Annotated in this window: 26 protein-coding genes and 1 tRNA gene; 8 read left to right on the top strand and 19 right to left on the bottom strand. The window is 28.4% G+C overall.

The genetic code is table 11. The features are described from left to right. Positions 1 to 22: 22 nt before the first annotated feature. Positions 23 to 97: transfer RNA gene (locus L8W56_RS05780), tRNA-Gly, on the bottom strand. A 108-nt stretch (positions 98 to 205) separates the two neighbouring features. Here L8W56_RS05780 and L8W56_RS05775 point away from each other — a divergent pair. Next, positions 206 to 502, top strand: a complete 297-nt coding sequence (locus tag L8W56_RS05775; RefSeq protein WP_039668370.1) for an invasion antigen C — start codon at positions 206 to 208, stop codon at positions 500 to 502. A 30-nt stretch (positions 503 to 532) separates the two neighbouring features. Here the strand turns inward: L8W56_RS05775 and L8W56_RS05770 are convergent, their stop codons facing one another. Together L8W56_RS05770 and murA are read right to left on the bottom strand one after the other, a co-directional pair. Continuing rightward, entirely contained in the window at positions 533 to 1693 is a 1161-nt protein-coding gene (locus L8W56_RS05770) for a molybdopterin molybdotransferase MoeA (RefSeq protein WP_263659692.1), read from the bottom strand. Further along, a complete protein-coding gene (gene murA / locus L8W56_RS05765) occupies positions 1690 to 2946 on the bottom strand; it encodes a UDP-N-acetylglucosamine 1-carboxyvinyltransferase (RefSeq protein ID WP_263659691.1) in 1257 nt (418 codons plus the stop codon). Before murA ends, L8W56_RS05770 begins: the two co-directional genes overlap by 4 nt. An 84-nt stretch (positions 2947 to 3030) precedes the next feature. On the opposite strand from murA, the gene L8W56_RS05760 reads away from it, so the two are divergent. Beyond that, the gene (locus L8W56_RS05760) at positions 3031 to 3888 is read left to right on the top strand and encodes a DMT family transporter (RefSeq protein ID WP_263659690.1); all 858 of its coding nucleotides are present in this window, start codon (positions 3031 to 3033) and stop codon (positions 3886 to 3888) included. A gap of 34 nt (positions 3889 to 3922) precedes the next feature. Here the strand turns inward: L8W56_RS05760 and L8W56_RS05755 are convergent, their stop codons facing one another. Beyond that, on the bottom strand, positions 3923 to 4990 hold the full coding sequence (locus tag L8W56_RS05755) for a tyrosine-type recombinase/integrase (protein WP_263659689.1): 1068 nt from the start codon (positions 4988 to 4990) through the stop codon (positions 3923 to 3925). Continuing rightward, positions 4990 to 5673 carry an aspartate/glutamate racemase family protein gene (locus tag L8W56_RS05750; RefSeq protein WP_263659688.1) on the bottom strand — a complete coding sequence of 228 codons (684 nt, stop codon included), beginning with the start codon at positions 5671 to 5673 and terminating at the stop codon, positions 4990 to 4992. Before L8W56_RS05750 ends, L8W56_RS05755 begins: the two co-directional genes overlap by 1 nt. 93 nt (positions 5674 to 5766) lie before the next feature. Between L8W56_RS05750 and L8W56_RS05745 the strand changes: the two genes are divergently transcribed. Next, positions 5767 to 5967, top strand: a complete 201-nt coding sequence (locus L8W56_RS05745; protein ID WP_133318915.1) for a molybdenum cofactor biosynthesis protein — start codon at positions 5767 to 5769, stop codon at positions 5965 to 5967. 422 nt (positions 5968 to 6389) lie between these two features. On the opposite strand, the gene L8W56_RS05740 is transcribed toward L8W56_RS05745, so the two are convergent. Both L8W56_RS05740 and L8W56_RS05735 read right to left on the bottom strand, forming a co-directional pair. Then, positions 6390 to 6881, bottom strand: coding sequence for a SixA phosphatase family protein (locus L8W56_RS05740; protein ID WP_133318916.1), 492 nt, complete (start codon positions 6879 to 6881; stop codon positions 6390 to 6392). Then, positions 6878 to 7408, bottom strand: coding sequence for a rhomboid family intramembrane serine protease (locus tag L8W56_RS05735; RefSeq protein WP_133318917.1), 531 nt, complete (start codon positions 7406 to 7408; stop codon positions 6878 to 6880). The genes L8W56_RS05740 and L8W56_RS05735 overlap by 4 nt, the downstream gene beginning before the upstream one ends. Before the next feature lie 113 nt (positions 7409 to 7521). On the opposite strand from L8W56_RS05735, the gene L8W56_RS05730 reads away from it, so the two are divergent. Beyond that, positions 7522 to 7932, top strand: coding sequence for a PepSY-like domain-containing protein (locus tag L8W56_RS05730; protein ID WP_133318918.1), 411 nt, complete (start codon positions 7522 to 7524; stop codon positions 7930 to 7932). A 294-nt stretch (positions 7933 to 8226) separates the two neighbouring features. Here the strand turns inward: L8W56_RS05730 and ybeY are convergent, their stop codons facing one another. Further along, positions 8227 to 8637 carry an rRNA maturation RNase YbeY gene (gene ybeY, locus L8W56_RS05725; protein WP_220566256.1) on the bottom strand — a complete coding sequence of 137 codons (411 nt, stop codon included), beginning with the start codon at positions 8635 to 8637 and terminating at the stop codon, positions 8227 to 8229. Positions 8638 to 8689: 52 nt separating this feature from the next. On the opposite strand from ybeY, the gene queC reads away from it, so the two are divergent. Both queC and L8W56_RS05715 read left to right on the top strand, forming a co-directional pair. Then, positions 8690 to 9355, top strand: a complete 666-nt coding sequence (gene queC, locus L8W56_RS05720) for a 7-cyano-7-deazaguanine synthase QueC (RefSeq protein ID WP_263659687.1) — start codon at positions 8690 to 8692, stop codon at positions 9353 to 9355. 62 nt (positions 9356 to 9417) lie between these two features. Beyond that, complete coding sequence (locus L8W56_RS05715; RefSeq protein ID WP_133318921.1) at positions 9418 to 9990, top strand: YceI family protein; 573 nt, start codon at positions 9418 to 9420, stop codon at positions 9988 to 9990. Positions 9991 to 10031: 41 nt separating this feature from the next. Here L8W56_RS05715 and L8W56_RS05710 read toward each other — a convergent pair whose 3' ends face one another. The 6 genes from L8W56_RS05710 to mobB form a co-directional block, all read right to left on the bottom strand. After that, positions 10032 to 10775: a substrate-binding domain-containing protein gene (locus tag L8W56_RS05710; protein ID WP_263659686.1), complete on the bottom strand. Its 744-nt coding sequence runs from the start codon at positions 10773 to 10775 to the stop codon at positions 10032 to 10034. A 61-nt stretch (positions 10776 to 10836) separates the two neighbouring features. Then, on the bottom strand, positions 10837 to 11778 hold the full coding sequence (locus L8W56_RS05705) for a hypothetical protein (RefSeq protein ID WP_263659685.1): 942 nt from the start codon (positions 11776 to 11778) through the stop codon (positions 10837 to 10839). Beyond that, a complete protein-coding gene (gene metG, locus L8W56_RS05700) occupies positions 11779 to 13665 on the bottom strand; it encodes a methionine--tRNA ligase (protein WP_263659684.1) in 1887 nt (628 codons plus the stop codon). A gap of 12 nt (positions 13666 to 13677) precedes the next feature. Next, positions 13678 to 13872, bottom strand: a complete 195-nt coding sequence (locus L8W56_RS05695) for a hypothetical protein (protein WP_263659683.1) — start codon at positions 13870 to 13872, stop codon at positions 13678 to 13680. Further along, complete coding sequence (locus L8W56_RS05690) at positions 13872 to 14720, bottom strand: class 1 fructose-bisphosphatase (RefSeq protein WP_133318926.1); 849 nt, start codon at positions 14718 to 14720, stop codon at positions 13872 to 13874. Before L8W56_RS05690 ends, L8W56_RS05695 begins: the two co-directional genes overlap by 1 nt. Before the next feature lie 9 nt (positions 14721 to 14729). Then, positions 14730 to 15209 carry a molybdopterin-guanine dinucleotide biosynthesis protein B gene (mobB, locus tag L8W56_RS05685; protein WP_133318927.1) on the bottom strand — a complete coding sequence of 160 codons (480 nt, stop codon included), beginning with the start codon at positions 15207 to 15209 and terminating at the stop codon, positions 14730 to 14732. An 87-nt stretch (positions 15210 to 15296) separates the two neighbouring features. On the opposite strand from mobB, the gene L8W56_RS05680 reads away from it, so the two are divergent. Further along, a complete protein-coding gene (locus L8W56_RS05680) occupies positions 15297 to 15791 on the top strand; it encodes a hypothetical protein (protein WP_133318928.1) in 495 nt (164 codons plus the stop codon). On the opposite strand, the gene L8W56_RS05675 is transcribed toward L8W56_RS05680, so the two are convergent. The 3 genes from L8W56_RS05675 to gltX are packed head-to-tail and all read right to left on the bottom strand — an operon-like array spanning position 15679 to position 18901. Beyond that, the gene (locus L8W56_RS05675) at positions 15679 to 17316 is read right to left on the bottom strand and encodes a lytic transglycosylase domain-containing protein (protein ID WP_263659682.1); all 1638 of its coding nucleotides are present in this window, start codon (positions 17314 to 17316) and stop codon (positions 15679 to 15681) included. The two genes, L8W56_RS05680 and L8W56_RS05675, sit on opposite strands and share 113 nt — an antisense overlap. After that, positions 17317 to 17604: a YggT family protein gene (locus L8W56_RS05670; RefSeq protein ID WP_012661430.1), complete on the bottom strand. Its 288-nt coding sequence runs from the start codon at positions 17602 to 17604 to the stop codon at positions 17317 to 17319. A 1-nt stretch (position 17605) separates the two neighbouring features. Then, positions 17606 to 18901 carry a glutamate--tRNA ligase gene (gene gltX, locus L8W56_RS05665; protein ID WP_263659681.1) on the bottom strand — a complete coding sequence of 432 codons (1296 nt, stop codon included), beginning with the start codon at positions 18899 to 18901 and terminating at the stop codon, positions 17606 to 17608. Between the two features lie 126 nt (positions 18902 to 19027). On the opposite strand from gltX, the gene L8W56_RS05660 reads away from it, so the two are divergent. Further along, entirely contained in the window at positions 19028 to 19450 is a 423-nt protein-coding gene (locus L8W56_RS05660) for a PepSY-like domain-containing protein (protein WP_263659680.1), read from the top strand. A gap of 22 nt (positions 19451 to 19472) precedes the next feature. On the opposite strand, the gene L8W56_RS05655 is transcribed toward L8W56_RS05660, so the two are convergent. Both L8W56_RS05655 and cybH read right to left on the bottom strand, forming a co-directional pair. Beyond that, positions 19473 to 20006 carry a HyaD/HybD family hydrogenase maturation endopeptidase gene (locus tag L8W56_RS05655; RefSeq protein WP_220566245.1) on the bottom strand — a complete coding sequence of 178 codons (534 nt, stop codon included), beginning with the start codon at positions 20004 to 20006 and terminating at the stop codon, positions 19473 to 19475. Continuing rightward, the gene (gene cybH / locus L8W56_RS05650; protein WP_133318933.1) at positions 20003 to 20695 is read right to left on the bottom strand and encodes a Ni/Fe-hydrogenase, b-type cytochrome subunit; all 693 of its coding nucleotides are present in this window, start codon (positions 20693 to 20695) and stop codon (positions 20003 to 20005) included. Before cybH ends, L8W56_RS05655 begins: the two co-directional genes overlap by 4 nt. Positions 20696 to 20706: the final 11 nt, after the last annotated feature.

Below are 20706 nucleotides of genomic sequence, written 5' to 3'. Positions count from 1 at the left end.
GTTTGATTTTAGTTAAAAGAAGTGGAGCGGGAAACGAGATTCGAACTCGCGACCCCAACCTTGGCAAGGTTGTGCTCTACCCCTGAGCTATTCCCGCATTTTGAAAGTAGAGTGTGATTTTATCAAAACTTTATTTTATTGTCAAGTTTTTAAAATTAAGGAATGTTTTTTGCTTGTGATTATTAAATTTTAAAAGGAGCAACTCATGCAAGTAAATGATAAAAATAGTCCGCTAGCCTTAAACAATATGACAAAAATCAAAGAAAAAAACACATCTTCAGATGAATTTCAAGCTACACTTAATGCACTTAAAGACAAAGAGGAAAAAGAGTATAAAAAAGATAGCAACAATGCTTTTAGTAATACAGATTTAAATATAGGTTCAATTTCTAAAGATTATAGCGTATATGCTTGGGAGAAATTACGCCAAAGCAAATACCAAAAAAATGAAGAAAATATCTTAAACAATCTTTTTAAAACTTTAGATAAAGCAAGAAGTTAATCATTCAAAATAGGGTAGTGCAATACCCTATTAAATTTTTAAAACTTTAACTTCTTGATCTTTTACTAATTTTGTATCATCAATTTGCGTGATTAAAATATGCGTGTTTTCACATAAAGGTTTTAGCATACCTGAGCCAAATTTAGCTTCACTTGGTTTAAAATACCCATCGACTAATTTTCCAAAAGCAAAATCATTTCTTTGACCTTTGAAATTTAAATCTTTAGTCAATCTTGCTTTATCAATTTCCAAAAGTTCTTTACCATAAAGTAAATTGAGTATATTTTTTGCAAAAATATGCGTTGAAACTAAAGAGGCTAAAGGATTTCCTGGTAGGGCTAGAAAAAGCGTATCGCTTTTGCTAAAAAGTTTTACATGCTTGCAAAGTTTAGCATTTACTTTTTCAAAAATAGGGTTAAAATCACACTCAAGCAAAGCTTGTTTGATAAAATCAGCCTCACCCACGCTAGCTCCACCACTGCTTATAAGCATATCAAATTCTTTATTTTCTAAAAGCTTTTTATATGCATTTAAATCATCTTTTATAAGTCCTAAATACTCAACATCAGCATAATCTTGCAAAATAGCATAAATTCCAAAAGCATTTGCATTATATATGCTGTATTCATCAGCATTTTCCCAAGGTTCTACAAGCTCATCTCCACTTGAAAAAATCCCAACACGCAATTTTTTAACGACATTTAACTCATAAATTCCTTGAGCAGCAAGCATAGCTATCATACCTGAAGTGATTTTTTGTCCCTTTTTAAACAAAAGCTCTCCAAGCTTTGCTTCCTCGCCTTTAAAACGGATGGCATTGTTTTCTTTAGCGTTTTTGGCATTGAGCTTTTCATCTTCAAGCAAAGCTTCTTCAAACATTAAAATAGTATTTGCATTTTGAGGAATTTTAGCTCCTGTCATAATTTTATAGCATTCATTTTTTTCTAAAATATAATCATTTTTATCGCCTGCTAAAATGCTTCCTTTTATTTTTAGCAATTCATTCTTATGTGCATAATTTAATGCATAACCATCTAGGGCAGAATTATCAAAAGCGGGTAGGTTTTTTTTCACAAAAACATCTTCATATAAAATACACCCCAAAGCTTGCGTCAAATTTACTTTTTGAAATTCATTTTTTGCTTTGATTTGTTCTTTTAAAAAATTTAAAGTTGCAAAAATATCTCTCATTCTTCAAGCCTTCTTATACTTGCACCTAGTTTTTTAAATTTTTCTTCTAAATTTTCATATCCTCTATCAAGATGATAAATTCTATGAATTTTACTAGTTCCTTTAGCTGCTAAAGCCGCTAAAATCAAAGCAGAAGACGCACGCAAATCAGTAGCCATAACATCAGCCCCCAAAAGCTCTTTAGTGCCATTTATAGTAGCAATATGCCCGTTTAATCTTATATCAGCTCCCATTCTTAAAAGCTCACTTACATGCATAAAACGATTTTCAAATAATCTCTCATCAATAATACTTGTACCATTTGCTTTTAAAGCTAAAGCCATAAATTGTGCTTGCATATCCGTTGGAAAACCTGGATATTCGCTAGTTAAAATTTCAACCGGTTTGATTTCTTTAGCAGGATTTATGCCAATACTATCTTCATTAATATCAAAGCTAAAACCCATTTGCTCTAGCTTTGCCAAAACTGCACTAAGATGGCTTGCATTGACTTTTTTTAGAGTGATTTTTGAGTTAGTGATAGCTCCTGCACACAGATAAGTTCCTGCTTCAATACGATCAGGAATAATTTCAAAAGGTTTAAATTCTAAAAGTTCTCCACTTGTGCCATAAATTTCAAGTTCAGAAGATCCTATGCCTTGTATATCAAGCCCGGCTCTAGCTAAAACCTCACAAAGTTGCACTACTTCAGGCTCTTTAGCAACATTTAAAAGTCTAGTTTTACCATGAGCTAGGGCTGCTGCCATAATGATATTTTCACTGCCTGTAACAGTGATTTTATCAAACATCACATCAGCACCCCTAAGCCCTCCACTAGCTACTACATAGCCTTGTTTAATCTCAATATTAGCTCCCATTTTTTCTAAAGCTAAAAGGTGTAAATCAATAGGGCGTTGGCCTATAGCACAACCTCCCGGTAAAGAAACTTCACAATTTCCAAATCTAGCTAGTAAAGGCCCTAAGGTAAGTATAGAGGCACGCATTTTACGCACGATGTCGTATTTTGCTATGGTTTTATTTAGGTGTTTTGTATTTATTTTTGCAAAATTGTCTTTAAAAGTATAATTTGCCCCTAAATTTTCAAGCAAAGAAAGTAGGGTACAAATATCTGCTACATTTGGTAAATTTGAAATTTGCACTTCATTTTTAGCTAAAATACTTGAAGCTATCAAAGGAAGTGCTGCATTTTTTGCACCACTTATTATCACTTCTCCATTTAACTTTTCAACACCATCAATCTCTAAATAAGTCATTAATTTTCCTTAAAATATATACATAATGATATAATAATATTTTACTACAAATATTATATAAATTAATAAGATTAAAGGTGTTTTTTGGGAGTTTTTCTAGTCATACTTGGTGGGATATTTTGGGCCATAAGTGGGGTTTTGGCTGAGTATTTGTTTAAAAATCATTATTCTGCTGAATGGGTAAGTTTTTATCGTTTGCTTTTTACCGGCGTTATTTTAATAATTTTGGGTGTAAAAAATTTCAAACTAAAACTACTAAAGCAAAAACAAGAACTTAGCTCTCTTTTAATTTTTTCTATCTTTGGTTTATTGATAACTCAATATGGTTATTTTAAAGCTATTTATTATACCGATGCAGGAACTGCCACGATGATACAATACAACGCACCATTAATCATAATGCTTTTTATGTGTTTTAAAAATAAAATTTTTCCTAAAAAAGTAGAACTAATCGCTTTGTTTTTAATACTTTTTGCTTTATTTTTACTTATAACAAATGGAGATATTAATACATTAAAACTTGATATAAGAGGTATTATTTGGGCTTTTTTTGGAGCTCTTGGAGTAGCGTTTTACTCTTTGAGTGCTAGGCTTATCATAGCAAAATATGGCTTATTTTTAATTATGGGTTTGGCTAGTTTATTTGCTTCTTTTTTGCTTTTTGTATTATTGCAAGGAAATATCCCAAAACATGATTTTTCTTTAAATTCCTTTTTGGCTATGAGCGCGATTGTATTTATAGGCACAATAGGGGCTTTTTGTTTATATTTAAAAGGAGTTGAATTAATAGGGGCTTTTAAAGCTAGTATGATAGCTTGTATAGAACCCGTGGCTGCTGCTTTTATGAGTTTTTTATTTTTAGGAACTATTTATAATGTGATTGATCTTTTTGCTTTTGCTTTGATCATTCTTAGTGTGTTTTTAAATGCCAAAAAACACTAAGAATAAGTGATTAAAAAATACTAGATAAAACTATCTAGGTTCTATCGTGAAGTTTTTTGGCTACCTCTGCAGCTAATTTTAGCTTTTCATTATCAAAGTGCGTATAAATTCTTGAAGTATTTAAACTCGCATGCCCTAGTGCTTCTTGGACTAAAACTAAATCTTTTTGTTTTTTATAAAGTAGGGTAGCAAAAGTATGTCTTAACATATGAGCTCCGTTTTTTTGCTTGCGAATTCCTGCTTTAAATAAAATTTGTTCTACTATACGCGAAACATAAGCTTGGGTTAGGGCTTTGCCATTGCGATTGACAAATAAAAGTCCATCATAAGAAAGATAATTTACCCTTACATCTTTTAAAAGATGTTCTATAAGCTCTTTTTTAATCATCACAACGCGGTATTTATTACCTTTAGCTCTAATGCGTATAATATAAAGATCATTTTCTTCGCTAATATCTTTTAATTTTATATTAATAGCTTCACTAACCCTAATTCCTGTAAAAATGATAATTTTAATAATCAAACGATTGCGTATGGTATTACTTTTAAAATCTGTATTATCAATAGCATCTAAAAATTTACTCACTTCATCTTCACTCATATACTCAGGTAGCTTAACTCCCTTAGAACCACTTATACCCGCCCAGTTTTTAAGATTAATATCAAAAATGTGTGCTTTTTGATCTTCTTCATTTTGTTTATCTAAAAATGCAAAAAAATTAATCACAGCTATACGGTAGTTTTTCTTACTCGCATCAGACAAAGAAGCACTAATACTTGCTAAAATTTCTACTAAAAGCTCTTCATCGATTTGTTTTAGTGAATAAAGCTTATAAAATAACAAATACTCATAAAGTTTTTTCAAAGGATTAAAATATGTATTTACACCGCTAAGTCCTGCATTTCTTGCTTTTTTTACATAAGCATCAAGCTCTTGTATATTTTTAACACCCTTACTTAAGGCTAAATTTACTACAGCCAAGGCTTGAGGGTCTTTTAATTCTTTATTTGATAAAGAATTAAGTTTAAATTTCACATATCTACAAAGCCAAAATAAAAATGACTTTTCAAAATTTTCTTCACAATCTAGAGGATATTTCATCACTCATTCTCCAAAGCTTTCAAAGTAGCCATTTTTGCATGAATATATGCACTATCAAATAGCTTTTTAGAGTTTTCTTTTATAATCAAACCAAGTTCAGTACAACCCAAAATCACTCCTTGAACCTCCGAAAATTGAGCAATCAAATCACATAAATATCTTTTTGATTTTTCATTTATAATACCTTTACAAAGTTCATTAAAAATAATGTCATTAAGCTTTAAAATATCATCATTTTTGGGAATAAAAACTTCAATCTTTGAGTTAATTAAAAGTTGTTTATAAAAATCTTCTTGCATAGTGTATTTTGTCCCTAATAACAACACTTTATCGATATTTTGCTCTTGAAGTTCTAAAAGCATAGCTTTAGCTATATGTAAGATAGGAATTTGAATGTTTTTTTGTATATTTTCATAACATTTATGCATAGTATTAGTGCAAATTAATATAAAATCAACTCCACTTTTTTGCAAAAGTAGGGCATGTTGGGTTAAAATTTCACTTGCTTTTTGCCAATCATTCTTTCGTTGACATTCTTCTATTTCTTCAAAATCAACGCTAGTTAAAACTATCTTGGCACTATGTAATTTTCCTAATTTTTCATTTGTTAATTTATTGATAATTTCATAATAACTAAGTGTGCTTTCATAGCTCATTCCGCCTATTAAACCTATGGTTTTCAATTTTTTTCCTTTTAAAATTAATATAAAAATTATAAAAAAATCTTACTTAAAAAATATCAAGCTATAATTATAAAAACAAAATAGGGTGATGATATGTTTTTTAAGAAAAAAACCGCGCAAAAGCAAGTAAAACAAAACAATATTTCAAAACAAGATAATACTTTAAATAACGACTTTGCACAAGAAAAAAGACTTTACGAATTTAGAGAAAATATGAAAAAACTTAGCAAAAATGAAAATAGTGCTAAACTTTTAGCAAAACAACTTTCAAGATTAATTCAAAAATCCAAATAAAATCAAAAACTCCACACAAGTTAAACTTTTGTATTAATTTCTTTTTTTTACTCATCATTTTAACTTTTTTAGTCTATAAAAATATTTTAACTTAAACTTAATATATATGTAAAATTATATGATAAATAGTAAAATATTGAAATTATATATATTTTGTATTGAAAACTATAATTTTCAAACTTTTATATTTATCTGTTTATACATAAGTAAAATATATTTAAAAATACCTATAATATAGTATTTTAAAGCATTTTATTTTTTGGATGAAAATAATTTATCCATAAAAAAATAAGTATAATTTTTTGAAAAATATTATAAGTTATTTTATGCAGCTATAAAAGACTAAAGATGTATATTTTTCATTTCAACTAAATTTTAGTTTATATTTTTGCTTAAATAAATTTGAAGTTTAAAAATGTAGATTAGTTATTTTCTTGACTTTTAGGATAATCAAAAAACACAACTTCCCCGCTGTGTTCTTTTATATCTTTAAATTCTTTTATATCAAATTGCATACATAAAATAGCAGAAGTTGGAAAGTTTTCTAAATCTATATGAGCTAGATACTCACAAAGTTCTTGCAATAAAGGATTGTGCATAATTAGCACTACCCTACTCTCTTTTGATTCTTTTATAAAATTTAACACATCCTTTAAATTACCATCATAAAAGCTTTTTTCTATCTTGATATCTTTTTCTTTTAAAGAAAAGCTTTTGCAGAGTTTTTGTGCTGTTTTTATACAGCGCTTAGCAGGACTTGAGATAATGCTTTGAGCTTTAAATTCTAAATCCTTAATCCTATAAATCATAGTTTTTAAATCATCTTTTCCACTAGAACTAAGTTCTCGTTGTAAATCTTGATCGTAATTTTCTTTTTGAGCTTTAGCATGACGAATAAAATAGATATATTTCATCTTATAACCTTAAATTTACCCAAAGCATATCCACATATAAAGCCAAAAATATGTGCATACCAAGCTATATTAACACCCATAAAAATAGGCACAAAACTCATTAACAATATAGCCACAATAAGTCCTTTGGTGGCGGTTTTATCCAAATATGCATAATACCCCATTAAAACACATATAGCACCACTTGCACCCACTACATTTACAAAACTACCATCAAAACTTAAATACACATAAAAAGCACTAAGCAAAGAGCAAAGAATTCCACCGATTAAATAAAGCAGGGCAAATTTAAAACTTTTTAAGTATTTTTCAAGCATAGAACCAAATTGAAAAAGCACTATCATATTTAAAATCAAATGAGGCCAATTTCCATGCATAAATATTGAGCTTAAAATTTGCCAGTAAAATCCTTGAAAAAAAAATAAATTTAAACCCAAAATAGTATCTAAATTTAAAGAACCAAAATAAAGATAATTTACAAAAATAAATACAATAACATTAAAAGCGATTAAAAATGAAGCTACCATTGCCCTACTTTGTATTTTTGATAATTATAACAAAAAGCTATTTAAATTCTAGCTTACACATAAAATTCACATTAATAAGATACAATATCGTCAAAAATATAATAAGGTTAAAAATGAAAAAACTAGCTTTAGCTTTTTTGATTAGTTTAAATACTCTTAATGCTGGTATAGTCATAGCACCTGATTCTTTGCCGGTAAATATCAAACAGTTTATTAAAGATTACTTTAATGCAGAGATTGGTCTAGTAGAACAAGATGGATATTCTTACGAAATTTATTTAAGTGATGGAAGTGAAATTGAGTTTTCACTCAATGGAGAATTTAAAGAAGCTGAAAATTTCAGATCTTTAAATTATGCTATTTTGCCTTTAGCAATACAAAATACCATTAAAAATACCTATCCAAATGCAGCGATTATTGAAATAGAAAGAAAAATTTCATATTACAAAATAGAACTTAATAATCAAATGAAACTTTATATTGATGATAATGGGACTATTTTAAGACAAAAATTTGACGATTAAAATTGTTTAAGATCAAATAAGCAAGTTTTAAATTTTCTTCTAAAAAGGCTTTAACCCTTATCAAAACTTATAAAAATTTCAATTGCTCCGGCAGAATAAGGAGCTTTATCATAGGCTCCGTATTGATTTTCTCACCTTAAATATTGATTTTACTTTGTTTGGACAAAATCATAATTAGTACTACTCTTTGTCAAACTAGATAAACAAATATCAAATTTTTCCTAAAATATTTAGTATAAATGTATTTTCATTATAGGTATATAACTCACACATAAGCTAAAATTTTTTAAATATTTACTCCTCTTGCACTCTTACTATCAGGCTTTTTGGTAGCTTAAAATATTCAATCCATTCTTGTTCTTTTTGTCTCATTTGTCCTTGATCTACCTCATGATCATATCCTTGTAAATGAAGCATAGCATGTATAAAAAGTAATGCCATCTCTTCTTCATTACTGTGTTTATACTCCATTGCTTTTTTACTTACTTCATCTAAATTTATCACAATACTGCCAAGTAAATTTTCACAATTTTGTATCAAAGGAAAAGATAACACATCTGTAGTTTTATCTATACCTCTTTGACTAAAATTAATCTCACGCATAACTCTTTCATCTACCAAAACAAGCTCTATATTTTGATCGCTCATTTTCTGGGCTATTTTTTCAAGAAAAGAAATATCCATTTCTTCTTCACAAAAAATCATTATTATCCTTTTGATTTTATAATTTCAAATTATATCAAAATTAAGGAAAAGCATGAAAAAAGCTCTTTGTATTATAAGTGGTGGTATGGATAGTACTTTATGTGCATATTTAGCTAAAAAAGAAGGATATGAGATCATTGCTTTACATTTTGACTATAACCAACGCACCATGCTTAAAGAAAGGGAATGTTTTAATAAAATTTGTGAAAAACTTAACATAAAAACAAAATATATTTTAGATGTGTCATTTATAGCAAATATTGGAGGAAACTCACTAACAGATTTAAATTTAGAAATTCCCAAAGAAAAACTACATGAAAAAGAAGTCCCAAATACCTATGTTCCTTTTAGAAATGGTATTTTTTTATCTATCGCAGGTGCTATAGCTGAAAAGGAAAATTGTGAAAGTATTTTTATAGGAGTGGTACAAGAAGATAGCAGTGGTTATCCTGATTGCAGTGCGAAATTTATACAAAAAGCCAATGAATTTATCAATGAAGGAACAACAAAAACTTGCAAAGTACAAATAAAAACCCCGTTAGTTCATCTAAGTAAAGGACAAATAGTTGAATTAGCCCTAAAAGAAAAGGTAGCCTTAGAATATACTTGGTCTTGCTATGAAAGAGAAGATAAAGCTTGTGGTAAATGTGATAGTTGTTTATTAAGACTAAAAGGCTTTAAAGAGGCTAATGTAAAAGATTTTATAGAATATGTTTAAAAATTTACTTTCATTTTATTTTAGTTTGTATAATTTGCTTTTTTAAACATTAAGGAGAAAACATGAAAAAAATATTATTTGGTTCATTTTTAGCTGCTTCGATTTTGGCAAGTAGTGCTTTGAGTAAAGAATTTAGCTTAGATAAAGCACACACAAATGTAGCTTTTAAAATCAAACATTTACAAATTAGCAATGTAAATGGAAATTTTAAAGATTATGATGCAGTAATTGATTTTGATAGTGCTAAATTTGAATTTAACAAACTTCAAGCAAATATAAAAGTTGCTTCTATAAACACAGAAAATAAAGCAAGAGATGCGCATTTACAACAAGATGATTTTTTTAAAGCAAAAACTCATCCAAACATTACTTTTACTATGAGTAAATATGAAAAAATCTCTAATGAAAAAGGTAAAATGTATGGCTCATTAAGCATTGCTGGAGTAAGCAAAGATGTTGTTTTAGATACTGAAATTGGCGGCGTTATTAAAACAGATAGTGGCAAAGAAAAAGCAGGTTTTACTCTACAAGGACAAATTAAAAGAAGTGATTTCAAATTTGCTCCTGATACTTCTAGCTTAACACTTAGCGATGAAGTACAAATTAGCATCGAAGCAGAAATCAACGAAAAATAATACTATAAAAGCATTTTACTTTTTGTAAAATGCTTTGATTTTTATTTAACTACCCAACCTTCTTTTTTCCAAATTTTTTGAGCTTCTTTACTTTGTGTAAATTTGATGAATTCAGCTACTTTTGGATTTTTTAAACCTTTTTGCGTTGGAACTATTTCAGCCGCTCTGTAAATGATTGAATTTTTATCCGCTAAAATAAATTTATTTTCTTTCTCTCCAACTGCTTTAATCCAATGTGTCCAAATGATTAAAGCATCGATATTTTGATTATTTTTCCACTCATCAACCGCTGCTTTTGAATTTTTAGCATATACTTTAATGTTTTTTCTTAATTTTTCTAGGTTTTCAATTTTTCCTGTTTTTAAAGCCATATCCTCATATAAGCCAACCTGCCCTGCTCCATCAACCACCATAACATTAACACCATCTTTTAAAAGATCTTCAAATTTTTTAATTTTTTTTGGATTATTTGCTCTCACAATCATACCCGAGCCTCTAGCATTTAAAACTTGAACATCTTGTATTTTGATTTGTTTTGGCATTGCTTTAACAAAACCATCCATCATAGAAGTATTACCTGAATAAATAATATCAGCATCTGTTTTTGCTTTTTTTATCCATTTAGGTGTTGGTCCTGCATTAATAATAACTTTTTCTCCATGTTTTTCTTCAAATTGCTTAGCAAGCTCTTTCAAAACAGGAGCAGGACCACCTGGACCATAAACTAAAATTTCAGCATTTAATGCAGCTGCAGCAAATAAACTTAAAAATAAAAATTTTTTCATATTTTTTCCTTAAATTAATAAAATAAAATCGTAAATATATCTTTTTAAAGTTGATATTTTTTTAATCAAATAAACTAATTTTTTTCTCTCGTGCTAAAAAATACTCCAAAAACTCTTCTTCGCTTTCTTTGATTAGGCAATATTTAAAATCAAAAAAATTCTTTAATTCACTCAAATTTATATAAGAAAAATCACAAAATAATGAATTTTTTAATGCTATTTTGAAATCTTTAACGCCTTGGAGCTTTTGGCATATAAATTCAAAATCTTTTTCGTTTTCCACAAGTAAAATTACTCTAGAACTTCCACCAAAAGCACAAATTTCATTTTTTGAGTTTAAAAAATATGCCTTAAAAAGATCTAACTTTTTTTCATTAAAATTAAAAGATAGATTTTGCTTTTCAGCAAAATCAATAAATCTAGCAAAAATATCTGCATAAAAAAATGCAAATTTTAAATCTTTAAAATACAAATTTTTACAAAGCAAACTCGTTTGAAATAAAGATTTAGAGCCTAAAATTTCGTATTTACATGCTTTTAAAGTATGAAAATTTGATTTAAGTTTTAAAATAAATTTTTCATCATCAGAGCAAAAGAAAGTTTTTTCTTTTGAATTTTTTAAAAGATCAAAATCTAATAAAATATTTGAGTTTAAGACTTTAAAATTAAATGCCTTTGCAAATTTTAATTCTACATGATTGCAATATATAAATTCATAAGATTTTTCTTCACTTAAAAATCTAAAAAGTCTAAAAATAGTTGCTTCTAAATCATCAACTTGAAGATAAAACACATCTTTATCTTCAAGTTTTAATCTTTCCTCACTTACTATAACATATGCTCCAAGTTTTATAGCAAAACTAGCTTGTTCATTATTCTTAGCAAAAAATACACTTGCTTGTTTGACTTTGTTTAAATCTATACTAAAATCATAAACACTAGAAGTTGCTCCATAATTTAAAACTCGAGCATTAATAAGTTCGATAAAGTTAGAAATATTCATCTAGCCTATTAAAGCTCCATTTTCGATAAAGCCTTGCGGGCTTATCAAAACTAATTTTTCATCTTTTTGAGCACTTAAAATCATACCTTGGCTTTCATGACCAAAAATTTTAGCTTTTTTTAGATTTGTAATTACGCAAACTTGCTTGCCTATTAACTCACTAGCTTTATAAAATTTAGCAATACCTGAAAGTACTTGTCTTAGTTCGCCATTTTCAAGTTCAAGTTGAAATTTTAAAAGCTTTTCACTGCCTTCTATATTCTGACAATCTTTTACTGATGCTACTTTGATTTCGATTTTTTTAAAATCATCTATTTTAATTTGAGCTAAATTTGGCTTCTCTTCTAATTTTTCTTCTTTTTTGTTTTCTTGGGTTAATTCAACTTTTGGAAACAAAGCTTCACATGCACTTGATTTTAAATCACATAATTGATTATTTAAAATTAGTTTTTGATAATTTTCGTTTGATATTTCAAAATTTAAAGCCTTTGCAATTTTTAATGCTGTCTTTGGCATAGCAGCTGAAAGTAAAATAGTTGCTTTTGTTAAAATATTAGCACATAAAGCCACTAAAGCATTAGCTTTTTGCGTTTGATTATTTTTAATCAAATTCCAAGGCTCATATTTACTAATACTTAAATTTGCTAAAGATAAAGCCTTGAAAAGTTCCTCTAAATAGCGATTTGGCTGGATATTTTCCAAAGCATTGATTGCATTATCTAAATACTCTTTGCATTCATTTAATTCTTGATTAAAATACAAATTCACATCTTTACACTCAATAATATTTTGAGAATACTTAGCACTCATACCGATAATTCTATTTAATAAATTTCCAAGCTCATTGCTTAATTCTGCATTGATTCTAGTGATTAATGCTTTTTGCGAAAAATCTCCATCATTACCAAAAGGAACTTCTCTGAGTAAAAAATATCTAAAAGCCTCTAAACCAAAAGTATCTGCTACTTCTTTAGGCGCTACTACATTACCTTTAGATTTGCTCATTTTTTCACCATCTTTAGTCCACCAACCATGTGCTGCTATAAATTTAGGTAAAGGAAGTTCTAAACTCATCAAAAACGCAGGCCAATACACTGCATGAAAACGCAAAATATCTTTGCCTACAAAGTGTATATAAGCAGGCCAAAGATCCATATTTTCATCATCAAGTCCATAGCCCAAAGCACTCACATAATTCATCAAAGCATCAAGCCAAACATACACCACATGTTTTTCATCATTTAGTTCTTTTGGAAGCTTTATACCCCATTCAAAACTCGTTCTTGTAATGGAAAGATCTTTTAAGCCACCTTCTACAAAATAAATCAACTCATTAGCCTTATTTTTGGGTAAAATCGGCTCTTTTTCTTTGTACCATTTAAGAATTTGATCTTGATATTTAGAAAGCTTGAAAAAATAACTTTCTTCTTTTAAAAGCTGTGTTTTCTTACCACAATCTGGACAATGACACTCATTTATAAGTTGAGTTTGAGTAAAATAACTCTCACAAGAAACACAATAAAAGCCTTCATAAGTGCCTTTGTAAATATCACCTTTATCATACATTTTTTTAAATGCTTTTTGAACGCTTAATTTGTGATTTTCATCCGTAGTTCTAATGAAATAATCATAAGAAATTTCAAACTCATCCCAAAGTTTTTTAAACTTAGCACTAATTTCATCTGCATATTCTTTAGGAGTAAAATTTCTAACGCTAGCAGCTTGCTCTATTTTTTGACCATGTTCATCTGTGCCTGTTAAAAAGAATGTTTTTTCTCCTTGTAAGCGATAAAATCTAGCCAAAGTATCTGCTATAATCGTAGTGTAAGCATGACCAATATGAGCCACATCATTTACATAATATATCGGGGTAGTAATATAACGCATTTTCAACCTTTATTAAAAATCAAATCCACCTTCTTTACCTTTAGACATACTCTTATAAACTGCTTCTATATACTCTTTTCTTAAAGAGCACTCAAAAATCATAGAGCAAGGTAAACAAGATTTTCTTTTTTTTTCGTTTTGACAAGCTTGAAGTTCATTTTTTTTAACTTCTAAAGCCAACTCAAATTCATCTTTAACTTCAGCCATTAAAAACCTTTATAAGCTTGTTTTAGTTTTTCAATTTCATATTTAGAACCCAAAAAGCATGGCGTACTTGCATGAATTTTTTCAAATTCTAAATCAAGTAAAGAATCATTTTCTCCATTGGTAGAAAATCCTCCTGCTTTTTCAAAAATAAAAGCAAAAGGAAACACCTCAAAATATGCTCTTAATTTTCCATTTGGTGCATCGCTTGTTGCAGGATATGAAAACAACCCTCCACCTTTGAGTAAAATTTGGTGCAAATCACTCACCATAGCACCAGAATATCTCAAGCGATAACCCTCATCAAATAAAGCTTTTATAAAGGCTCTATGAGTATTTGACCAATTTTTTTGTGTCCCACCGCTTGCATTTAATTTGCCTTTTTCGTTTAATTTTAAATCCTTAACAAAAACAAATTCATCTTTTTCGTTTAATCTATAAAGCTTAGGAGTGTCTATACACACTATAAGCTCTAAACGCACGCCATAAATAGCATAAATTGCTGCTTTTAGATTTTTTGCACTAGCCTTTTGCTCATAAATAGCAAAAATAGAACCTATAGCAAAATTCACATCTACTAAAGAAGAACCATCTAAAGGATCATAAGCAACAACATATTTTTCATTTTCATTGATTAGCAATTGCTCTTGTTTTTCCTCGCTAATTAAGCTTTTTAAACCTTTGCTTTGCTTTAAAATTCTAGTGATAATCTCATCGCTTTTTACATCAAGTTTTAATTGATTATCTCCTGTGGCATTTTGAGAAGTGGTATAATCAAAATCTTTTAAATATCTAAGTTCTTTTGAAATTTCAATCACTGCTTTTTGTATATCGTCAATTAATTCTTGCATATTTTACCTCTATACTTTTTTTGAATTTTTTAATATAAAATCACAAATACTTTCCAAATCATCCAAATAAAGCCAAGTTAAATTTTTATTTTCAATTTTCTCATAGCTTGCAATAGCCTTAGAATAAGCAAAATAGCTCTCATCTACTTCTTTACAAAAAACGCTAATTCTTGGCATATCTAAGGTTTTTAAGCCCTCTATAAGTAAAAAATCAAATTCTCCTAGCTTAGAAATAGCTTCATCTAAAGTACTTGGAGAATGTGTAAATAAAGTTGTCCTTGTAGGACTTAAAACCATTACATCAGCACCACTTTGAAAAAATTTAAAACTATCTTTTTTTGCTATATCAAAGCTTGCTTTATCTTTTGGATCGTGTTTTATAATGCATACTTTATAATTTTGTTCCATAAAATACTTAGCAACTTGAGTAATCAAAGTCGTTTTACCTGAATTGGAAGGCCCGCTAAAAGCCATTGCTAATCTTTTCATAACTTCCTTAAATCAAATAAAATAAATGAAATTATATCTTTTTAAAAGTTAAAAGCTTATAATTATAAAAAAATTAGGAACAAAAATATGAAAAAAGTTTATATGATTATTTTTTTAACACTTATTTTTACCGCATGCTCTAATAAAACCCAAGAGCAAAGTGAAATTAATTTAAAAAGCCAAACTCTAATGTATGCACAAAAAATTAATTTTAATTATAAAGATAATAGAGTAGTTGCTTTATTGAGCTATTTAAACCCTGTATTAGATGAAAAAAGTCAAAAAGAAGTTTTTGTACTTAGTTTTTTGCCAAATATCAACATCAAGCAAGAGCAAATTTCAATACTCATAGATGGAGAAAAAACTAATATAAAAACCTTAGATCAAAATGATAAATTATTTAAATATATCATTAAGAGTGATTATGCAAGTTATTACAAAATCACTCTTAATGAATTAGTGCAAAAACCTATTTTAAAACTTGATTTGTGTTTTGAGAATCAGTGTTTTGAGCTAAAGTTTCAAAAAATTTCGAAATCGGTGTATTATCGTTCAGAAGATGCAAATAAACAACATAATTAGCTAAAACTTTCTTAGCATATACCCTGCTTTCTGCATAAGGAACAAGCTCCATTGATAAAAATGGCTCATATTTTCCCGCTCTAAACATATCTTCTCTTTTGAGCATTCTAGTGGTAAATCCTATACCTCCATTATAAGCATAAGCCACAAAAACCGGGGAATTAAGTTTAGATTCTAAATAATCTAAATGATGATTTGCAAAAGTATAAGCTGTTTTTGGTTCAAAAAGCATATCTTGATCAAAATTTGGAATTTGCAGTTCTTTATTGCCTATATGATTAGCTAAAAATGGGATAAATTGCATAATACCCAAAGCATAAGAAGTTGAAATGGCTGTTGGTATAAAACGACTTTCTTGTCTAGCTAAAGCTAAAATCATAGCTTTTCTTTGTGTAGAATAATCTTTTAAATATTCAAAATAAGGCATAATAAAATAATGTTTTTTAAAACCTTCGGCCCTTTCTTTAATATAGGCATAAATAGCGATATTTTCCTTGGTATAAAAATCTTTTGCAAGTTTTTCTAGCTCATTAGGAGTACCTTTTGCAATTTCTTTTGCGAGCTTTTGCCAAGCAAAAGGATCTTTCATATCAAAATTATTTTTTTGTTTTTTTGGCTTTAATTCTTCTATTTTAGGTAAAGGCAAGCCTTTTAACTCTCTTGCATAAAGACTATAAATATTTAAAGAATCACTTTGAGCAAGCTCATCAATGTACTTTTTATCTTGAGTGATCAAATATAGCCAAAAATTTGCATTATCTGCCAAAGGTTTGCTTTTAAAAGTATCTTTTGCTACTTGAAAAAATTCCAATGCTTTTTTATCGTCATTTTCTAAAATAGCATTTACACCTAGATAAAAAGCATTATCTTGAAAAGTTAAATTTGCATCTACATTGACTAGAGATTTTCTTATCAATGGACTTTTTTTCTTAATGATAATTTCTTTTACAAAATTTGTAAATTCTTTTTCTTTAGCTAATTCATTTACAAAATCTTTTTCTAAGAAAAAATCTTTTTTATCTTTTAAGAAATTATAGATTTTATAAAAATTAGCACTATCATAATTTAAAACCGCATAACTTAGAGGATCTTTAGCATCAAAAGCTTCTAAAAGTTTTGTTAAATTTGGATTATCCTGTGGGATATTTTTTTTCATCTCATTACGCACTGAAGCATTAAGATCTTGTATAAAAGTTAAACTATTTAATCTTATAAGCTGACAAGTAGCATTAGCATCTAAGATATTTTGCGTATTAAATTTATAACAAGCTTCATATTCTTTATTATACCCCAAAGGCGGAATAATGGCTTCAATGGCATTTTTAATACGCCCTGCATAACGATAAATATGTTCTTTTAAACCTTCAACTTCTTCTTTTTTAAATTCATTTTTTTCTAATAAACGATATAAATAATAATCCTTAGCTAAAGAATTTGGTCTTTGCTCTAATTCTTTATAAGAATACATTGCACTATTTGCAAAAACCACTCCAGCTAAAAGTAACACTACACTTTTTTTCAACACTTATAAACTTCCTAAAATTAAATTTGATAAAAATATTTGGATAAATTTTAATCCTAAAATAATAATCAAAGGTGCTAAATCAATACTCCCTATAGTAGTAGGAATAAACCTTCTTACAAAAGCATAAGCAGGATTAGTTAAACGATATAAAATTTGCACTATAGGATTATATGGATCAGGCCTTACCCAAGAAATCAATGCTGCAATGATTATAATCCATACATAAATTTCAATAACTAAAGAAAAAATTTGCACCAAAGATACAATCAAACTTGTTCCAACTCCCATTTTACTCCTTTATAATTTCTTTAACAAAAGGCTTGATTAGAGTATAAATTTCACTCATTTCAGGTCCGTGAGTAACTCCTGTTAATACCAAACGCAAAGGCATAAAGAAATTTTTACCTTTTAAATTTGTTTTTTCCATCAAAATCTTTTTAAACTCATCATATTCTTGAGGTAGATCTAAATCTTTTAAAACTTCTTTAATCAACTTACATTCTTTTTCAAATTCATTATAATTTTTAACTGCAAAAATTGCTTGTATTTTTTCTCTTATCTCATTTAGCGTGCTAGCTTCTTGAGTATAAAATTTTGCAAGCTCAGCTACATCTTTGCCTAAATTTAATAAAGAATTTAATTTATCATTATCAAGCATTTTTATATGCTCACGGTTAATTTGCATTAAACGCTTAGTATCAAATCTTGCAGGAGATTTTGAAACTTTTTTCAAATCAAACCATTCTATGGCTTCTTCTAAAGTAAAAATCTCTTTTAGAGTTTTATTACCTAGAAGGATTAAATAATTTGCAATAGCACTTGCTAAATATCCATTATCAAGCATCCATTTTACACTAGAATGAGCCTCTCTTTTGCTCATTTTAACACCTTCTTCATTTAAAATGATAGGCAAATGTACATAAGTCATGCTTTTATCATAACCCAAACTTGCTCTAATATGTTCTTGCTTAGGAGTATTTGAAACATGATCTTCGCCCCTTATAATACAAGTAACACCTTCTAGCATATCATCAACCGCACAAGCAAAATTATAAGTTGGGGTTTTATCAGCCCTCATAATTACAAAACTATCAATATCTTCAGGATTAAAACTAATCTCACCTTTAATATAGTCTATAAATTTCATTTGCGATTGAGGTTTTTTAAGACGGATTACGAAAGGTTTTTCACAATTTAATACATCAATATCTGCAAGTTTTTCACAAGTACCATCGTATCTATATGCTTGATTTTTACTTTTAGCTAGTTCTTTTTTATGAGCTAATTCATCCTCAGTGCAAAAACAAGCAAAAGCTTTTTTTTCACTTACTAGCTTTAAAGCCATTTGACGATGAAATTTCAAATTCTCACTTTGTACATAATAATGCTGCCAAGTTATACCAAATTCTTTTAAAATAGCTTTTATTTCTTCTTCTTTTCCAGCTATATTTCTAGCATTATCCGTATCTTCAATACGCAAAATAAAATCAGAATTTTCTTGTCTTGCTTTAATATAATTAAATAAAGCTGCTCTTAAATTTCCAATATGCATATCTCCAGTAGGCGATGGTGCAAACCTATACATTATTTATCCTTTTAAAAAACTTTTTTATCATTATACAATTAAATACTTGCTATTTCTTTTAAGTTCACACAAAATTCACTCAATAGCAATATGATTTCATAAATAATTCAACATAAAGGATAAAAAATGAAATTAAAAATAGCTTTAGCAACATTAGTTACTGCAGGTTTTGTTTTTGCACAAGATATGATTGTAGGAGTTAATGCTTTACCAGCAAATTCTAAAAATTTCATACAAAAACATTTTACAGGTTCAAACATTGCTTTAGTTAAACAAGATATTGATAGCTTTGATGTTTATTTAGACAATGGAACTGAGCTTGAGTTTTTTATCAATGGAGATTGGAAAGAAATCGATGCAAAATACAGACCAATTGATACTTCTTTTTTAAGTCCAAATGTTTTAGCAACGATTAAAAAAATGCACCCAAATGCAAGCATAATTAAAGTTGAAAAAGAAATTCAAGGTTATAAATTTAAACTTAATAATATGATGGAAATTTATACTGATATAAATGGAAATTTCTTAGGACAAAAATTTGATGATTAGAATTTAAGCTAAGCTTTTTTGCTTAGCTTTTATAAGAATTTAGAGCAAGCTCTTGTATATTATAATTAGCAACTCTCTTATAAGTAAAGCCTTTTTTCTCTAAAAAATCAAGTAAAATTTTCTCCATTTTTTCTAAAGCATTTAAGACTTCTTTTGAAAGTTCAAAACTCAATGGCTCTATACGCTTTGGCACGCAAGCTAAAATTTGAGTTTTAGGTAAATCTCCCATAAGCTCCATGTATTGTAAAGTTTGAAGCATTTCAACCTCATGCGCACTACCACTCCAATTAACTTTTTTTGGCATTGCATCATAAGGAAAGAAAAAAATATCTCCAATCTTAGCATCATCTGCTGCAATACAATCAATCACAATCATTTCATCATATTCGGCTATAATATAGCTAAGTTGTAAAGCCAAAGTTCCACCATCTACAAAACTCACTGAGTCTTTTTCATGATAAAACTTATAATTTTTTTCTAAAAGTTTGCAAAGATGAACGCCTAAGCCCTCATCTGCAAACATAATATTACCAATACCTAAAACTAGAAGTTTCAACGATTTTCTCTTACAAATTTATAACCGCTAAAGATAGCATCTAAAGCACCATCTTTACCTTTAACTGAGTTAAATACAGCCATATAAATATGCACTGGAACAAAAATCAACACAACCCACATTAAAATTCTATGATAGGTTCTAACATCAGCCAATCCACCCAACATTACCTCAATAGGTCTTAAGATATTATATAAAAATCCACCCAAGCCTTCATGATATACATGCATATAAAGGATTAGACCTGTTAAAATAAGCCCAAACATAACAAGATAAAAGAAAAGGTAAGTTACAAATTGCAAAGGATTATATACACCTTGTAAATGCGGGTGCTTTCCTAGGAAAATGTAAAATTTAATCTGCTCTATCCATAATTTTACATTAAAAATATCTTTTATACTCTTTCTCTCGCCATCACTTTTTGAATCAAAAAAGAACAAATATGTTTTAAAAATCACACAAGCTATTAAGATAAAACCAAAAATTTGGTGCACCATGCGGTATTTTGCCTGCATAAATAAAGTCGGTTCAGATGAAATAGAAGGAGCTTGAAATACATAAGAAATATAATATCCAGTTCCCACTAAAATCACGATTGCAACCGCTCTTAACCAATGTGTAAAACGAAGACCGATACTAAATTCGTATTCAGCCTTTCTGTTTGATTTTAAGGAATGTTTAGAATCCATACTAAAGTCCT

Source organism: Campylobacter sp. IFREMER_LSEM_CL1085 (genome assembly GCF_025772235.1).
Classification (GTDB): domain Bacteria; phylum Campylobacterota; class Campylobacteria; order Campylobacterales; family Campylobacteraceae; genus Campylobacter_D; species Campylobacter_D lari_D.
The sequence above is the reverse complement of the archived record's forward strand: the minus strand, read 5'-3'. Positions and strand labels throughout refer to the sequence as shown.

What these genes read in the sequence shown, in the direction of transcription:
- L8W56_RS05730 (WP_133318918.1), top strand. Translation starts at nt 7,522, where the DNA reads ATGAAAAAACTAGCTTTAGCTTTTTTGATTAGTTTAAATACTCTTAAT.
- L8W56_RS05735 (WP_133318917.1), bottom strand. Translation starts at nt 7,408, where the DNA reads ATGGTAGCTTCATTTTTAATCGCTTTTAATGTTATTGTATTTATTTTT.
- L8W56_RS05715 (WP_133318921.1), top strand. Translation starts at nt 9,418, where the DNA reads ATGAAAAAAATATTATTTGGTTCATTTTTAGCTGCTTCGATTTTGGCA.
- gltX (WP_263659681.1), bottom strand. Translation starts at nt 18,901, where the DNA reads ATGTATAGGTTTGCACCATCGCCTACTGGAGATATGCATATTGGAAAT.
- L8W56_RS05660 (WP_263659680.1), top strand. Translation starts at nt 19,028, where the DNA reads ATGAAATTAAAAATAGCTTTAGCAACATTAGTTACTGCAGGTTTTGTT.
- L8W56_RS05680 (WP_133318928.1), top strand. Translation starts at nt 15,297, where the DNA reads ATGAAAAAAGTTTATATGATTATTTTTTTAACACTTATTTTTACCGCA.
- L8W56_RS05745 (WP_133318915.1), top strand. Translation starts at nt 5,767, where the DNA reads ATGTTTTTTAAGAAAAAAACCGCGCAAAAGCAAGTAAAACAAAACAAT.
- L8W56_RS05690 (WP_133318926.1), bottom strand. Translation starts at nt 14,720, where the DNA reads ATGCAAGAATTAATTGACGATATACAAAAAGCAGTGATTGAAATTTCA.
- L8W56_RS05695 (WP_263659683.1), bottom strand. Translation starts at nt 13,872, where the DNA reads ATGGCTGAAGTTAAAGATGAATTTGAGTTGGCTTTAGAAGTTAAAAAA.
- L8W56_RS05740 (WP_133318916.1), bottom strand. Translation starts at nt 6,881, where the DNA reads ATGAAATATATCTATTTTATTCGTCATGCTAAAGCTCAAAAAGAAAAT.
- metG (WP_263659684.1), bottom strand. Translation starts at nt 13,665, where the DNA reads ATGCGTTATATTACTACCCCGATATATTATGTAAATGATGTGGCTCAT.
- queC (WP_263659687.1), top strand. Translation starts at nt 8,690, where the DNA reads ATGAAAAAAGCTCTTTGTATTATAAGTGGTGGTATGGATAGTACTTTA.
- L8W56_RS05705 (WP_263659685.1), bottom strand. Translation starts at nt 11,778, where the DNA reads ATGAATATTTCTAACTTTATCGAACTTATTAATGCTCGAGTTTTAAAT.
- murA (WP_263659691.1), bottom strand. Translation starts at nt 2,946, where the DNA reads ATGACTTATTTAGAGATTGATGGTGTTGAAAAGTTAAATGGAGAAGTG.
- L8W56_RS05710 (WP_263659686.1), bottom strand. Translation starts at nt 10,775, where the DNA reads ATGAAAAAATTTTTATTTTTAAGTTTATTTGCTGCAGCTGCATTAAAT.
- ybeY (WP_220566256.1), bottom strand. Translation starts at nt 8,637, where the DNA reads ATGATTTTTTGTGAAGAAGAAATGGATATTTCTTTTCTTGAAAAAATA.
- L8W56_RS05670 (WP_012661430.1), bottom strand. Translation starts at nt 17,604, where the DNA reads ATGGGAGTTGGAACAAGTTTGATTGTATCTTTGGTGCAAATTTTTTCT.
- L8W56_RS05755 (WP_263659689.1), bottom strand. Translation starts at nt 4,990, where the DNA reads ATGAAATATCCTCTAGATTGTGAAGAAAATTTTGAAAAGTCATTTTTA.
- cybH (WP_133318933.1), bottom strand. Translation starts at nt 20,695, where the DNA reads ATGGATTCTAAACATTCCTTAAAATCAAACAGAAAGGCTGAATACGAA.
- L8W56_RS05770 (WP_263659692.1), bottom strand. Translation starts at nt 1,693, where the DNA reads ATGAGAGATATTTTTGCAACTTTAAATTTTTTAAAAGAACAAATCAAA.
- mobB (WP_133318927.1), bottom strand. Translation starts at nt 15,209, where the DNA reads ATGAAAAGATTAGCAATGGCTTTTAGCGGGCCTTCCAATTCAGGTAAA.
- L8W56_RS05775 (WP_039668370.1), top strand. Translation starts at nt 206, where the DNA reads ATGCAAGTAAATGATAAAAATAGTCCGCTAGCCTTAAACAATATGACA.